Origin of the sequence: Phaeobacter sp. PT47_59 (assembly GCF_028890025.1) — a bacterium.
Taxonomy (GTDB): Bacteria; Pseudomonadota; Alphaproteobacteria; order Rhodobacterales; family Rhodobacteraceae; genus Phycobacter.
In genome coordinates, this window is the sequence record NZ_JARCJL010000012.1 from 44,178 (window position 1) to 58,509 (window position 14,332).

Sequence of the window (14,332 nt, forward strand, 5' to 3'; positions counted from 1 at the left end):
GCTCCTGTTCTTTCATGGCAGGTGTTTAACGCATCTTACGCCGGACGCAAGGATCCGGCATGCAGGCGGCGCTTTCGTTGCCGCCCTGGCAAGCCTTGCCGTTCCCGCGCCCTGCCATTAGAGCAGGGAAAATCGCCTAAAATTGCCCCCGGGGCGCAACGGAGAAAGACATGCCCAGCGAGACCCCTCAGCCCGCCTTTGTTCTGGTCCGCCCGCAGATGGGGGAAAACATCGGTGCCGCCGCCCGCGCCATGTGGAATTTCGGCCTGGACCGGATGCGGATCGTGGCGCCGCGCGATGGCTGGCCGAACCCGAAATCGGTGGCCATGGCCTCGGGCGCGGGCAGGCTGCTGGATGAGGCGCAGCTGGCACCCGATGTGCCCGGCGCGCTTGAGGATTGCTCCTTTGTCTTTGCCACCACGGCGCGGCCGCGTGAGCTCACCAAACCCGTCTACAGCCCTGAAGCAGCGATGAAATTGGCGCTGGAGAAAATCCGGAGCGGCGAAAAGGTGGCGGTGATGTTCGGCCCCGAGCGGGCGGGCCTTGAGAATGACGATATCGCCAAGGCCAATGCCATCATCACGGTGCCAGTGAACCCCGAGTTCCCCTCGCTGAACCTTGGGCAATGTGTGCTATTGACCGCTTATGAATGGCGCCGTCAGGCCGATGAGATCCAGCATGAAAACTTTGAAATCGGCAAATCCGACTGGGCCACGGGCGTGGAAGTCGAGGCGCTGGTGAAACACTATGAAGAGCGCCTGAATGAGGCCGGCTATTTCTTCCCGCCGGAAAAGGCACCGGGCATGAAGGTCGTGTTCCGCAACCTCTTTAGCCGCATGCGCCTGACCCGGGCCGATGTACAGATGCTGCACGGGATCATGCGGCAGATGGTCCGCTGGAAGAAAAATGGCGAATGACCCCTGACCGGGGCCTTGCGATGATCTATATCTCGCCCGCAAGCGAGACCCGCAACCAAGAGAGACGAGCATGAGCAGCAAGCGCAATATCTTCGAAGAGGTGAGTGAAGCGCAGCCGGTACAACAGGCCGCGCAGCCGGGTGCAATCGACCGGGGCAGGGGCGGTGCACGCCGGGCGATCCGGCTCTGGTTGATGCTGCTCTTTGTGCTTGTGATGGCGATGATTGCCGTGGGCGGGCTGACCCGGCTTACGGATTCCGGCCTGTCGATCACCGAATGGCGCCCGGTGACCGGTGCCATTCCGCCGCTGAGCGAGGCCGACTGGCAGGCGGAATTCGAGAAATACAAGCAGATCGACCAGTGGCGGCTGCACAACCAGTGGATGGACCTGCCTGATTTCAAACAGATCTACTGGTGGGAATGGGGGCATCGCCAGCTGGGCCGGGTGATTGGCCTGGTCTGGGCCAGCGGTTTCTTCGGCTTCCTTCTGGCGCGCAAGATCCCCACGGGCTGGACCGGGCGCCTGATCCTGCCCGGCGCCCTTGGCGGTGTTCAGGGCGCGATTGGCTGGTGGATGGTGGCCTCGGGCGTGACCCAGGGCGAGGGCGTGACGACGGTTGCCTCCTACCGGCTGGCCACCCACCTGGGGCTGGCCTTTGTGATCCTGGGCTATATCGCCTGGTATGCCTTCCTGCTGGCGCGGGAAGAGCGCGAGCTGATGCAGGCCCGCCGCGCCAAGGAGGCCAAGCTTTTTGGTCTCTCGACCGGGCTGTTGCATTTTGCAGGGCTGCAAATCCTGCTGGGCGCGCTGGTGGCAGGCATCGATGCCGGCCGCTCTTACACCGACTGGCCCTTGATGGGCGGGCAAGTGATCCCGCCGAACCCGTTTATGATCGAGCCGTTCTGGAAGAACTTCTTTGAAAATCCGGGCCTTGTACAGTTTATCCACCGGATCTGCGGCTATCTCCTGTTTGCCTTTGGCGTGGTTGTCTGGCTGCGGGGCCGCAAGAGCGCCCATGGCCACACCCGGTTTGCCTTCAATGCGGTCTTTGCAGCCCTGTCGGTGCAGATCCTTCTGGGCATCGTTACCGTGATCTACGCCGCCCCCTGGCAGGCGGCGATCCTGCACCAGGTCATGGCTGTGATCCTCTGGGTGTTGATCCTGCGGGCGCGCTTCCTGGCGGCCTATCCCATTGCAACCTCGATCAAGGACGTTTGAGCCCATGACCGCATTCGATCAATTGATGGCCTATGAGCGCGACACCCAGGCGCTGGGGCTGATTTCCGGCCGCCTGGGCTGGGATCAGGAAACCGTGATGCCGCGCGGCGCCACCAGCCAGCGCGGTGCCGAGATGGCCGCGCTTGAGGCGGTTCTGCACGCCCGCCGCAGTGCGCCCGAAGTCGGAGCCTGGCTGGAGGCCGCCGAAGCCCCGGACGAGGTCGGTGCAGCGCACCTGCGGGAAATCCGCCGCAGCTATGAGCGCGCCGTGAAGGTTCCGGCCGATCTGGCCAAGAAACTGGCGCAGGTCACCTCTGAAGCGCAAGGAAAATGGGCACAGGCCCGCGCCGATGAAGACGTCGCCGCCTTTGTTCCGGTCCTGGAAGAGGTCGTTGCCCTGAAGCGGCAAGAGGGCCAGGCGCTGGCAGCCGGGGGGGATCTCTATGACGCGCTGGTCGCCGATTACGAGCATGGAACGACTGCGGCCGAGATTGCCGCGATCTTTGACGCGATGCGCCCGGCGCTGGTTGATCTGCGCGCCCGCGTTCTCGACCGTCCGGCGCCCAAGGGGTTGGACGGCAGCTTTGACGAATCCAAGCAGATGAAACTGGCCCGCAAACTGGCGCGCGCCTTTGGCTATGACATGGCGCATGGGCGCGTGGACAAGGCGGTGCACCCGTTCAGCTCTGGCTCGGGGTTGGACGTGCGGATCACCACGCGCACCAGCGAAAGCGACCCCTTCAACTGCTTCTACTCCACCATCCACGAGGTCGGCCACGCCGCCTATGAGCAGAACATCAGCCGCGATTACCTGCTGACGCCACTGGGCCGGGGCGTGTCGATGGGGGTGCATGAAAGCCAAAGCCGGATCTATGAGAACCAGCTGGGCCGCAGCCGTGCCTTCACCGGCTGGCTGTTCGAGCAGATGAAAGACAGCTTTGGTGATTTCGGGATTGCCGATGCCGATGCCTTCTACGCGGCGGTGAACAAGGTTCACAACGGATACATCCGGACCGAAGCGGACGAGCTGCAATATAACCTGCACGTGATGCTGCGTTTCGATCTGGAACGGGCATTGATGCAAGGCGATCTGGAGGTCTCTGACCTGGAGGCGGCCTGGAATGATCGTTTCAAGGCGGACTTCGGCTATGCGGTGGACAAGCCCTCCAACGGCTGCCTTCAGGACGTGCATTGGTCCGTGGGCCTGTTTGGCTATTTCCCGACCTATTCCCTGGGCAATGTCTATGCCGGCTGCCTGCACGAAGCGCTGCGTCGGGATGTGCCGGATCTGGATGACCAGCTTGCCCGGGGTGACACCTCGGCGGCTACCGGATGGCTGGGCGAAAACCTGCAACAGCACGGCGGTTTGCGCAGCCCGCGCGACACGATTGCACAGGCCGCCGGCATGGCTCCGGATCATGCGCCGCTTTTGGCCTATCTGGACCGGAAGTTCGCTGACCTCTACGACCTGTAACGGAAAAGGCCGGGCATACCGCCCGGCCTTGTTCCTGTTCCGATTGCGATCCGCTCAGATCAGCGCCATGCGTTCGGCGCGTTCCGGATCGGGGAAGGGGCGGTACAGCCCGAAATCCGAATGGGCCACCAGCGCCGAGACGTTGGCATATAGCTTCTCGATCTCTTCGTCCTTTTCGCCAAGCACGCGAAAGGCTTGATCCAGCTGGGTCATATTCTCGAATTCGATCTCCAGCAGGAAATCCCGGCAGGAGTCGCTGGCAAGGTTCAGCTTGCGGCGCAGCAGGCGCCAGCCTTTGATCACCTTGCGCTCCTTCAGATATGACATCCACTGGTCCACCGCGCTTGAAAACGCCAGGGCCTTGGCCTCGTGCTGCAGGTCGATATAGCAATGATAAAGGTTCATCGGGCGCTCCCTCCCGTAAAGACAATCGTTTGCGCAGGAGCCTAGGGGAAATTGTTTAGTCTTTGGTAAAGAGAAATGCCGCCCCGGTTTGGGACGGCATTTCCTGAGTTTCGTTCACGGAACAGAGCCAGATCAGCCTTCGCTGGCCTCGCCTTCTTCCTCGTCGCCGCTGTCGGCAATCCAGGCGACCGAAACCACCTCTTCGCCCTTGCCGGTGTTGAAGACGCGCACGCCACCTGCCGAGCGGGAGCGGAAGGAAATGCCTTCGACTGGCACCCGGATCGACTGCCCCTTGGAGGTCGCCAGCATGATCTGATCTTCCAGTTCAACCGGGAAGGAGGCCACCAGTTCACCGCCGCGCATACCCTTGTCCATGGCGGTGACACCCATGCCACCGCGCCCACGTACCGGGTAATCATGGCTGGAGCTGAGCTTGCCCTGGCCGCCCTTGGTGATGGTCAGGATCAGGTTCTCGGACGCCGACATCTCGGCATAAAGCTCGGTCGAGAAGTTGGGATCCGCCACCACATCCTCATCCGACGCCTCGGCATCATCGGCAATCCCGGCCATGGCGCGGCGCATCTTGAGATAGGCGGTGCGCTGTTCCGGCGTGTATTTCGAATGGCGGATCACCGACATCGAGACGACCTCGTCGCCCTCGTTCAGCTTGATGCCGCGCACCCCAACCGAATTGCGGCTGTTGAAGACGCGCACCTCGGTCGATGGGAAGCGGATCGCGCGGCCCGTATTGGTGACCAGCATGATATCGTCATCCTCGGAACAGATCCGGGCGTTGATCAGCTTGGTGTCGGCGTTGTCGTCCTCGAACTTCATCGCGATCTTTCCGTTTCGCATCACATTCGTGAAGTCCGACAGGCGGTTACGACGCACCGTTCCAGCAGAGGTCGCGAACATGATCTGCAGGTCGGCCCATTCATCCTCGTCCCGGTCCACCGGCATGATGGCGGCAATCGACACGCCCGTGGGGATCGGCAGGATATTGACGATCGCCTTGCCCTTGGAGGTACGCCCCCCCTGTGGCAGGCGCCAGGTCTTCAGCTTGTAGACCATGCCATCGGTGGTGAAGAACAAGAGCTGCGTATGGGTATTGGCCACAAAGAGGGTGGTGACCACATCCTCTTCCTTGGTCTGCATGCCCGAGAGCCCCTTGCCACCGCGTTTCTGGGCGCGGAAATCGGCCAGCGGCGTGCGCTTGATGTAGCCGCCCGAGGTCACGGTCACCACCATGTCCTCGCGTTCGATCAGGTCCTCGTCATCCATGTCACCGGACCAGTCGACGATCTCGGTCCGGCGCGGCACGGCGAAATTGTCGCGGACCTCGCGCAGTTCATCTGCGATGATGCCCATGATACGTTCACGAGAACCAAGAATTTCCAGGTATTCCTTGATCTTGGCTGCCAGATCTTCAAGTTCGTCGGTGACTTCCTTGACGCCGATCTGGGTCAGGCGCTGCAGGCGCAGTTCAAGGATCGCGCGGGCCTGGGTTTCCGACAGGTTATAGGTGCCGTCCTCGTTCATCGTGTGGGTCGGATCGTCGATCAGGCGGATGTAATCGGCAATCTCCATCGCGGGCCAGCGCCGCGTCATCAGCTTTTCGCGGGCCTCTGCCGCATCTGCTGACGAGCGGATGGTGGCAACGATTTCATCCACGTTGGACACGGCAACCGCCAGACCGCAGAGGATATGGCTGCGCTCGCGCGCCTTGCGCAAAAGGTAGGCGGTACGGCGCGCCACCACATCTTCGCGGAAGTCGATGAAGGAGGTCAGGAACCGGCGCAGGGTCAGCTGTTCGGGGCGGCCGCCATTCAGCGCCAGCATGTTGCAGCCAAAATGCGTCTGCATCGGCGTGAAGCGATACAGCTGGTTCAGCACCACCTCGGCGGTGGCGTCGCGCTTCAGCTCGACAACGACACGCACCCCGTTACGGTCCGATTCATCCTGCACATGGGCCACGCCTTCGATCTTCTTGTCGCGTACCTGTTCGGCGATCTTCTCGATCATCGAGGCCTTGTTCACCTGATAGGGAATCTCATCCACGACAATGGCATAGCGGTCTTTCCTGATCTCCTCCACGCGGGTCTTGGCGCGGATGATGACGCTGCCGCGCCCCTCCAGATAGGCCTTGCGCGCGCCAGAGCGGCCCAGCATCACACCGCCGGTGGGAAAGTCCGGCCCCGGCACATAGTCGATCAGCTGTTCGCTGGTGAGATCCGGTTCCTCGATCAGCGCGAGCGTCGCATCGATCACTTCGCCCAAGTTATGCGGCGGGATATTGGTCGCCATGCCCACGGCGATACCGCCGGCGCCATTGACCAGCATGTTCGGGAACCGGGCTGGCAGCACCGTCGGTTCCTGGTCCTTGCCATCGTAGTTGTCCTGGAAATCGACGGTTTCCTTGTCGATATCTGAGAGCATGAAGGCGGCCGGCTTGTCCATGCGCACCTCGGTGTAGCGCATGGCAGCGGGGTTATCGCCATCCATGGAGCCGAAGTTGCCCTGGCCATCGAGCAGCGGCAGAGACATGGAGAAATCCTGTGCCATGCGCACAAGAGCGTCATAGATCGCGCTGTCCCCATGGGGGTGGTATTTACCCATGACATCGCCCACCGGACGGGCCGACTTGCGATAGGCCTTTTCGTGAGTATTTCCAGTCTCGTGCATCGCGTAGAGGATGCGCCGATGGACCGGTTTCAGACCGTCGCGCAGGTCCGGAATGGCCCGGCTGACGATGACCGACATGGCATAGTCCAGATAGGAGGTGCGCATCTCGGATTCGATGGATACCGTCGGGCCATCGTAGGCTGGCTTTGACGGTGGGGTTTCATCCATATTTTCAGGAGTTTCCGGCGTATCGCTCACGTTTGCTGCCCGTTCTGTGGTAGGGGTCTGTCTTGTGTCAGGACACCCTATCAGACACCCCATGTGGGGCGCAAGCAAGGTGAGCCCGCGCCATGCCGCTGCCTCCGCCTTTGGGGACTGTTAACCTTTGTCGGCCTAGGATTCCTGTTGGGGGGCTTCACAAAGGAGGCCACAGATGGAGACGCGTGAAACCGAACTCATGCTCAAGGGCTACGGGCTCACCACCGCGGAATTCTGCTATCACATGCCAGACCATCCGCATGTTCTGAACACCTTTATCTGGCAGGACTACGATCTGGCACCCGACCATGATCGCATGTTCAAATTCATCGAATTCTGGCACCGGGAAATAGACGGACCGCTGCATTCGGTCCGCTTTACCCATCGCAAGATGATCAGCGCGGGGGAATGGCGCCATGTGACCGGTGAATTTCGCATTCACTGAAGGGGGTTAAGCCGAACAGCTTGCCCCGCCAAGGACGCAGAACTTGGCGCAATGAGGGTGGTTCAGGGCCACCGGGCGCTCGGCTGCAGCCAATGTCGCACCCAGTTCGAACTCGGGCGCATAGGGCAACAGGGTGCAGGCCAGAACCACGGGCCCAGCGGCCCCTTTGCGCTTTACCACCATGCGCGAGGAGGCGCACATGACATCATCCGGGGATTTGTTCAGGATCCCCCAGCACGCGGTGGTGATTTCAGGCACTTCGACGCTTTCATCCATTTCCGGAAACAGCACAGTCTGACCGGGGTTTGCCGCATCCACCGCAAACCCATGCGCGGCAAAGAGATCGGCAAAACCGCTGCGCGCCTCGGCCTCGCTTTCGGCAAAGGTGATCCGGCCGGCAACCGCCATCTGAAACCCATTGTCGCGCAGCCAGCCCATGCCCTCCAGCGTCTTGGCGAAACTGCCCGCTCCGCGCTCTGCATCGTGAATCGGGCCAGTGTGGTGATCCAGCGACACGCGTAGGGTCATCTTGCCGGGAAAGGCCTGGTTCAGCCGCAACAGATCGCGCCGCACGGATTTGCGCATCATCGGGCGCATGGCGTTGGTGAGGATCAAGACCTCATAGCCGCGCAGAAGGGCAGCCTCGGTCATCGCGCACATATCAGGGTTCATGAAGGGCTCACCGCCGGTGAAGCCGATTTCCCGGATCGGCCAGCCTTGGGCCTCGATCTGGTCCAGATAGGGTTCCACCTCTTTGGTGCTCAGATAGACCAGCGCATCATTGCGGGGAGAGCTGAGGATATAGCAATTCGCACATTCAATGTTGCAAAGGGTACCGGTGTTGAACCACAGGGTTTCGGGTCGGCTCAACGCCACAGTGGCCCGGTCACTACCGTCGGCCGTCACCAGACTGTCTTGAAATTTGCCTAGATTGGCAGCGGGCTGAGGCAGATCTTTCACGTGAATGTCCTTATGGGCCGTTCCTTTCACCAAAGGCTAGCCTATACTGCCGCAAAAGTGAAAGCCGCCAGTGGTCATATTGACGTGGATGTGAAGATGAAATTCCCGCATGATCAGCCGCTTGGCACAGGAAATTGGAACAGGTCATGTCCCCTCGTGTGATTCCGGTCGACCCTTTCGATCTGGTGATCTTTGGCGGCACCGGCGATCTGGCCCAGCGGAAGATTCTCCCGGCTCTTTATCGCCGGTTCTGCGGCGGTCACTTCCCGGATGACGCCCGTATCATCGGTGCCGCCCGCAGTGACATGAGCGATGACGACTATCGCGCCTTCGTGGCCGAGGCGATCACCAGCACGCTGACCGACCATGGCCCGGATGCCAGTGCCATGCCCGACTTCCTGAGCCGCGTCAGCTATGTGTCGCTCGATGCAAATGAGGATCGCGGCTGGGAGTATCTGGCGGGGCAGATCAAGGCGCGGTCAGAAAAACCGATCCGGGTGTTCTACTTTTCCGTTGCACCCTCTCTGTTCGGCCCCCTGGCCGAGCGCCTGCAGGCCCACGGGCTGTCAGACGCGGAAAGCCGGATCGTGGTGGAAAAACCCTTTGGTCATGATCTGGCCTCGGCGCGGGCACTGAACGCGACGCTGGCGGGCTATTTCTCAGAAAACCAGATATTCCGGATCGATCATTACCTGGGCAAGGAGACGGTGCAGAACCTGATGGCGATCCGCTTCGGTAACATGTTGTTCGAACCGCTGTGGAACAGCCAATACGTGGATCACATCCAGATCACCGTCGCAGAAACCGTCGGCGTGGCCGGGCGTGAAGATTATTACGACCGCGCCGGTGCGATGCGGGACATGATGCAGAACCACCTGATGCAGCTTCTGTGCCTGATTGCTATGGAGCCGCCCGCCAAATTCGATCCGGACGCGGTGCGCGACGAAAAGCTGAAGGTGATCCGCGCGCTGGAGCCGCTGGAGCCACATCATATCGTGCGCGGTCAATACTCAAAGGCGCCAGGGGATGACAGGGCGGACACCAATTACCGGGAAACCGTTGGAAATCCGCGCTCTACCACCGAAAGTTACATCGCCTTCAAGGCCCATATCAGCAACTGGCGGTGGGCGGGCACCCCCTTTTACCTGCGCACCGGGAAACGGCTGGCCGCGCGGTCCTCGGTGATCAATGTGTTGTTCAAGGATGCGCCCCATTCGATTTTCGGAGAGTCCGCCGGACGCCATGCCAACCACCTGAAAATCCGCCTGCAACCCAATGAGGGCATCACCCTCAGCGTGACCATCAAGGAGCCCGGTCCCGGCGGCATGCGGTTGATCGATGTGCCACTGGACATGAGCTTTGCCACCGCGCTTGGCGCCGACGGCCAGAACCCGCCCGATGCCTATGAGCGCCTGATCACCGATATGATCCGTGGCAACCAGACCCTGTTCATGCGCGGCGATGAGGTCACCGCCGCCTGGGCCTGGACGGATCCGATCATCGCGGGCTGGCAGGCGCGGGGTGACGTTCCCAAACCCTATGACACCGGCAGCACGGGCCCCGGCGACGCAGATCTGCTGATGCGCCGCGATCGACGTGAATGGAGAGGGATAAACCCATGAATATCATCGACTATCCCGATCAGGAGATTCTTGCCATCGATGTTGCAAAACGCATCGCCGAGGATCTGGAGACGCATCTATTACATCACGACAGCGCCTCGCTGGCGGTGGCGGGCGGGACCACGCCGGGGCCGATTTTCGACGATCTCTGCGCCGCCGCTTTGGATTGGGACCGCGTGCATGTGATGGCCAGCGATGAACGCTGGGTGCCCTCGGACAGTGACCGCTCCAATGCGCGGCTGATCCGGAACCGTCTGTTGACCGGGCCAGCCGCCGCGGCCCGGTTCCTGCCGTTCTACGTGCCGGGCCGTCCCCCGGAAGAGGTGTTGGCGGAAGCCGAGGCGCTGATCATCCCGGAACTCCCTCTCTCCGTTGTGCTTTTGGGCATGGGAGAGGACATGCACACCGCCTCTCTGTTTCCCGGTGTTGCCGGGCTGGAGGCGGCCCTGGCCCGGGATGCGACGCCCCTGGCGGTGCTGCGCCCCGAAAGCCAGCCCGAGGCCCGCGTCAGCCTCACAGCAGCGGCTCTGAACGGGGCGCTCTGCAAGCATCTGGTGATCTTTGGCGCTGCCAAGAGAGAGGCGCTGGAGCGCGCCTTGTCGCTGCCGCCGGAAGAGGCGCCGATACAGGCCGTTCTCAGCGGTGCCGAGGTGCATTGGGCGCCCTGACCGGCGCGCTCAATCCCGGCTCAGGTCTTCGGCCCCGTCCAGATCCCGGAATTGCTGCAGCAGGCTGTCGGGGATCGGATAGCCCTGGCTGCCATCGGGCGTGCGCAGGACCATGACCGCCTCCAGCCGCGCGCGCAGATCGCCGGAGTAGATCAGCTGTTCCATCACATAGGAGGTGCGCCGGAACGAGATCACCCGCGCCGTGGTGACATAGCTTTCGTCCTGAAGCATCTCTTTGACATAATGCACGTTTGCATTGCGCATAACGGTGCGTGGCTCGGGCATCCCTGCAAAGTGCGACAGGCAGAACTGTTCAAAATAGGTGACGCGTGTGGTTTCAAACCAGCCAAGATAGGCCTTGTTGTTCACATGGCGCAGCATGTCCAGCTCGGAAAACCGCACCCGATCCGCCACGGCAAGCGGGCAGGGGGCTGACAGCCCGGCTGCCAGTTGCTCTTCAGGGGGCAGCGGCGTGAGATATCTTAGGGTCATGCTGCCGGAGTAGCCATGCCCCGCGGCTATTTCAATATGAATTTCGGCAAGGTGACAATTCTACCCGGGGCGCGGCACGGCAGGCGGTGACTTTTCAAAGTTCAGGGGATGTCGGGGCGGCCTGGAGCGGGTGAAGGGAATCGAACCCTCGTCGTCAGCTTGGGAAGCTGCTGCTCTACCATTGAGCTACACCCGCCTGCAAATGCTGGTTAGCATTGCCCCCCAAGCGCCGCAAGCCGATTTCGCGTGATATCGCGTGCGGGGCGGGGCGGAATTGCGGCGCGCGGGGCTCTGCCCTGGTGGAGCAGATTGAAACGGAGGCCGATGCAACTTTGTCATTGCAGCGCCTGTGCGCCGCAGGTATACCGCCGGGCAGACAGGCACCTGTAGCTCAGCTGGATAGAGCGCTGCCCTCCGAAGGCAGAGGCCAGAGGTTCGAATCCTCTCAGGTGCGCCATTTCCCACATATCCAAGCGCGTCAAAGATCCCGCCAAGGGCCTGACATTCCATGGGTTCGGCCCAAGGGTTCGGCATGGCTGTGAAGCTGCGAGCGCTGGCAGGTGGTGCTGGAAACGATGCCCCGAAATCAAAAACGACGCCTGAAAAGGCGCCGTCTGCAAATGGAAGTCTGATTAAGGATTGGGGTGGAGCTGGGCTCAACCGTTCCAGTCGCGCACGACGCCACAATCCATGTGCACGAAGTTGGAGCGGTAGTATTTACCAACCCCGCCTGCACGGCAGGCCATGGCCGCCTTGGCCATCTGCGAAACGGAACGCGACGCCAGCCGCAGATCGGCAGCCTGGCCCCGCATATGCAGGGAATTCTTCGCTACACCGCGCGAGCGGCTGCGCAGCATGGCATTGGTCTTGGGGCTGCGATAGCCGGACAACAGCATATAGGGTTCACTGACATCCAGCAGGTTATGCGCGGCCGCCATGATATCGATGGTGCGCAGATCGATCTCTTTCACATCATCCGTCCGCCAGTCGCGCATGAAGTGGTTCACCTCGCGCACTGCGTCCTTGATGTACTTTCCCTCGATCCAATAGACCATGTCGATCCGCTCACCGGTCCGACCTGAATACATCCGAATGCGGCGGATATCGCCACCGCCCCGAAGGAATCCTGCTGCATTGGAGAAGGTTGGCGCCGCAGTGACGGCGGTTGCCGCGAATGCGCCTAGAAGTGCCCGACGGGTAAGCCCCGCATTTTGTAGTTCTGCCATTTTTTAGTCGCCATCCCGAACGATTATTAGCCTGCCTATGCCCGATGTTACGGGCTGGCCGTGTTTTCCAACACGCGGGAGATATGCCACACGGGGAATCACGATCCAAGATTCGATTGGTCCAGTCTCATTTTGCATCGGTTTTTCGGCAATTTTTTGCGCAAAAGGGGACGTTGCTCTCTGTTTTCCCCGCCGAAACCCGTGCTTTGCTCTGGTCATGAGGCCTGGAAGCACCACAAATAGGGTCTCAGTTAATGGTTTACGAAATGTGAATAGACAGGCGCGGCGGGATTTTTTACCAGAATTTCACGTCGTGTAGGTCACCATGAGTATCCAGCGTTTTTTGGGGGAATATTGAACAGATGAAAGCTGCTTTTTATCAGAACCTTCCGTCGGCCCTGCGCTCCAGCGTCCTGGCGCTGGCCCTGTGCGGTGCCGGTCTGGCCCTGACCCCCACCCCTGCCACCGCCAAGGTGACAGCCTTCAAGCAGGCGGTTGCCGCCCATGCCTCGGCCAATGACGCGGTTGCGCAGTTCTACCGTGAAAACGGCTATGAGCCGATCTGGACCGGCAGCGATCAGGCCTCCCAGCTGCGCCGCGCTGCCTTGTTGCGCGCCTTGGAGGAGGCCTCGGCCCACGGGTTGCCGGACCGTTCGTCGCTGGCGACCGGGCTGATTGAGCAGATGCGCAATGCCCGCACCGTACGCGATCTGGGCGAGGTCGAGGCGGCCCTGAGCCGCGCCTTTGTCGAGTATGCGACGGATCTGCAGACCGGCCTTCTGAACCCGCAGTCGATCGACGACGGGATCGTGCGCAAGAAGCACCAGACCGACGCGGTGGACTATCTGACAGGCATCCGTGACACCCAGCCGATGGCCTATATGCGGGCATTGGTTCCGGCATCATCGCAGTATCGCGCCCTGATGCGCGAGAAGCTGCGTCTGGAACAGCTGGTCGCCAGCGGTGGTTGGGGCGAAACCGTGCCAAGCGCCAAGCTGGAACCCGGTGACAGCGGCCCCAGAGTGGTCGCCCTGCGCAATCGCCTAATGACCATGGGCTATCTAGAGCGCAGCGCCACGGCAGACTACGACACCTCGATCCAGCAAGCGGTTCAGCGCTTCCAATCCGATCACGGGCTGGAAGCCGATGGCGTGGCCGGCAAGGGCACCATCGCCGAGATCAACGTCCCTGCGTCTGCGCGGCTTAAGTCGGTGATCGTGGCGATGGAGCGGGAACGCTGGCTCACCCCTGAGCGGGGCGATCGCCATATCCTTGTGAACCAGACCGATTTCACCGCCAAGATCATCGATCGCGGCGATGTCACGTTTGAAACCCGTTCGGTCATCGGCAAGAACCAGCACGACCGCAGATCGCCTGAGTTCTCCGATATTATGGAACATATGGTCATCAATCCCAGCTGGCACGTGCCGCGTTCGATCATCACCAAGGAATATCTGCCGAAACTGAAGAACAATCCGAATGCGGTCAGCCACATCCAGATCACCGACAGCCGGGGCCGGGTGGTGGATCGCAGCGCGGCGGATTTCACCCAATATACCGCGCGCAGCTTTCCCTTTGCGATGCGGCAACCGCCAAGCAGCCGCAATGCCCTGGGCTTGGTGAAGTTCATGTTCCCCAACAAGCACAACATTTACCTGCACGACACGCCGCATAAGAACCTCTTCGCCCGTGAGGTGCGCGCCTACTCCCACGGCTGCATCCGTCTGGCGCAACCCTTCGAATTCGCCTATGCGCTACTGGCCCGTCAGACCGAGGACCCCAAGGCCTTCTTTCACCGCATCCTGAAGAGCGGCAAGGAAACCAAAGTGGATCTGGAGCAGAAGGTGCCTGTTCACATTATCTATCGGACCGCTTATGTCTCGGGCAAAGGACGGGCCGAATTCCGCCGCGACGTCTACGGACGTGACGCCAAGGTATGGGCCGCCCTGCAAGCGGCCGGTGTGGCCCTGCCGGGCGTGCAAGGCTAAACTCTGGGCCCGCCGCCAACTGTTGTGAGGAAGGGC

Annotated in this window: 12 protein-coding genes and 2 tRNA genes; 8 read left to right on the top strand and 6 right to left on the bottom strand. The window is 61.3% G+C overall.

Going from position 1 to position 14,332, the window contains the following annotated elements:
• The first annotated feature begins 170 nt into the window (after positions 1-170).
• From PXK01_RS12650 to PXK01_RS12660, 3 genes are all read left to right on the top strand, one after another.
• The gene (locus PXK01_RS12650; RefSeq protein WP_274860334.1) at positions 171-917 is read left to right on the top strand and encodes an RNA methyltransferase; all 747 of its coding nucleotides are present in this window, start codon (positions 171-173) and stop codon (positions 915-917) included.
• Positions 918-987: 70 nt separating this feature from the next.
• The gene (gene ctaA, locus PXK01_RS12655) at positions 988-2,136 is read left to right on the top strand and encodes a heme A synthase (protein WP_274860335.1); all 1,149 of its coding nucleotides are present in this window, start codon (positions 988-990) and stop codon (positions 2,134-2,136) included.
• 4 nt (positions 2,137-2,140) lie between these two features.
• Entirely contained in the window at positions 2,141-3,610 is a 1,470-nt protein-coding gene (locus PXK01_RS12660) for a carboxypeptidase M32 (protein WP_274860338.1), read from the top strand.
• A gap of 54 nt (positions 3,611-3,664) precedes the next feature.
• Here PXK01_RS12660 and PXK01_RS12665 read toward each other — a convergent pair whose 3' ends face one another.
• On the bottom strand, positions 3,665-4,015 hold the full coding sequence (locus PXK01_RS12665; protein WP_274846168.1) for a DUF6614 family protein: 351 nt from the start codon (positions 4,013-4,015) through the stop codon (positions 3,665-3,667).
• Between the two features lie 132 nt (positions 4,016-4,147).
• Entirely contained in the window at positions 4,148-6,865 is a 2,718-nt protein-coding gene (gene gyrA, locus PXK01_RS12670) for a DNA gyrase subunit A (RefSeq protein WP_274860339.1), read from the bottom strand.
• A 205-nt stretch (positions 6,866-7,070) separates the two neighbouring features.
• On the opposite strand from gyrA, the gene PXK01_RS12675 reads away from it, so the two are divergent.
• A complete protein-coding gene (locus PXK01_RS12675) occupies positions 7,071-7,340 on the top strand; it encodes an usg protein (RefSeq protein WP_274846166.1) in 270 nt (89 codons plus the stop codon).
• A gap of 6 nt (positions 7,341-7,346) precedes the next feature.
• Here PXK01_RS12675 and PXK01_RS12680 read toward each other — a convergent pair whose 3' ends face one another.
• Positions 7,347-8,300 (bottom strand): radical SAM protein, encoded by a 954-nt coding sequence (locus PXK01_RS12680; protein WP_274860341.1) that lies wholly within the window; start codon positions 8,298-8,300, stop codon positions 7,347-7,349.
• A gap of 146 nt (positions 8,301-8,446) precedes the next feature.
• On the opposite strand from PXK01_RS12680, the gene zwf reads away from it, so the two are divergent.
• Positions 8,447-9,922 carry a glucose-6-phosphate dehydrogenase gene (gene zwf, locus PXK01_RS12685; protein WP_274846164.1) on the top strand — a complete coding sequence of 492 codons (1,476 nt, stop codon included), beginning with the start codon at positions 8,447-8,449 and terminating at the stop codon, positions 9,920-9,922.
• A complete protein-coding gene (pgl, locus tag PXK01_RS12690) occupies positions 9,919-10,590 on the top strand; it encodes a 6-phosphogluconolactonase (protein WP_274860343.1) in 672 nt (223 codons plus the stop codon). Before zwf ends, pgl begins: the two co-directional genes overlap by 4 nt.
• A 9-nt stretch (positions 10,591-10,599) precedes the next feature.
• Here pgl and PXK01_RS12695 read toward each other — a convergent pair whose 3' ends face one another.
• The gene (locus tag PXK01_RS12695; protein ID WP_274860346.1) at positions 10,600-11,082 is read right to left on the bottom strand and encodes an acyl-CoA thioesterase; all 483 of its coding nucleotides are present in this window, start codon (positions 11,080-11,082) and stop codon (positions 10,600-10,602) included.
• Between the two features lie 122 nt (positions 11,083-11,204).
• Positions 11,205-11,278 (bottom strand) — tRNA-Gly (locus PXK01_RS12700).
• A gap of 184 nt (positions 11,279-11,462) precedes the next feature.
• Here PXK01_RS12700 and PXK01_RS12705 point away from each other — a divergent pair.
• Positions 11,463-11,539, top strand: a tRNA-Arg gene (locus PXK01_RS12705).
• A gap of 199 nt (positions 11,540-11,738) precedes the next feature.
• Here PXK01_RS12705 and PXK01_RS12710 read toward each other — a convergent pair.
• Positions 11,739-12,308 carry a YcbK family protein gene (locus PXK01_RS12710; protein ID WP_274860347.1) on the bottom strand — a complete coding sequence of 190 codons (570 nt, stop codon included), beginning with the start codon at positions 12,306-12,308 and terminating at the stop codon, positions 11,739-11,741.
• Positions 12,309-12,670: 362 nt separating this feature from the next.
• On the opposite strand from PXK01_RS12710, the gene PXK01_RS12715 reads away from it, so the two are divergent.
• Positions 12,671-14,296, top strand: a complete 1,626-nt coding sequence (locus PXK01_RS12715) for a L,D-transpeptidase family protein (RefSeq protein ID WP_274846160.1) — start codon at positions 12,671-12,673, stop codon at positions 14,294-14,296.
• Positions 14,297-14,332: the final 36 nt, after the last annotated feature.

What these genes read in the sequence shown, in the direction of transcription:
- ctaA (WP_274860335.1), top strand. Translation starts at nt 988, where the DNA reads ATGAGCAGCAAGCGCAATATCTTCGAAGAGGTGAGTGAAGCGCAGCCG.
- pgl (WP_274860343.1), top strand. Translation starts at nt 9,919, where the DNA reads ATGAATATCATCGACTATCCCGATCAGGAGATTCTTGCCATCGATGTT.
- PXK01_RS12710 (WP_274860347.1), bottom strand. Translation starts at nt 12,308, where the DNA reads ATGGCAGAACTACAAAATGCGGGGCTTACCCGTCGGGCACTTCTAGGC.
- PXK01_RS12675 (WP_274846166.1), top strand. Translation starts at nt 7,071, where the DNA reads ATGGAGACGCGTGAAACCGAACTCATGCTCAAGGGCTACGGGCTCACC.
- gyrA (WP_274860339.1), bottom strand. Translation starts at nt 6,865, where the DNA reads ATGGATGAAACCCCACCGTCAAAGCCAGCCTACGATGGCCCGACGGTA.
- PXK01_RS12660 (WP_274860338.1), top strand. Translation starts at nt 2,141, where the DNA reads ATGACCGCATTCGATCAATTGATGGCCTATGAGCGCGACACCCAGGCG.
- PXK01_RS12715 (WP_274846160.1), top strand. Translation starts at nt 12,671, where the DNA reads ATGAAAGCTGCTTTTTATCAGAACCTTCCGTCGGCCCTGCGCTCCAGC.
- PXK01_RS12665 (WP_274846168.1), bottom strand. Translation starts at nt 4,015, where the DNA reads ATGAACCTTTATCATTGCTATATCGACCTGCAGCACGAGGCCAAGGCC.
- zwf (WP_274846164.1), top strand. Translation starts at nt 8,447, where the DNA reads ATGTCCCCTCGTGTGATTCCGGTCGACCCTTTCGATCTGGTGATCTTT.
- PXK01_RS12650 (WP_274860334.1), top strand. Translation starts at nt 171, where the DNA reads ATGCCCAGCGAGACCCCTCAGCCCGCCTTTGTTCTGGTCCGCCCGCAG.
- PXK01_RS12695 (WP_274860346.1), bottom strand. Translation starts at nt 11,082, where the DNA reads ATGACCCTAAGATATCTCACGCCGCTGCCCCCTGAAGAGCAACTGGCA.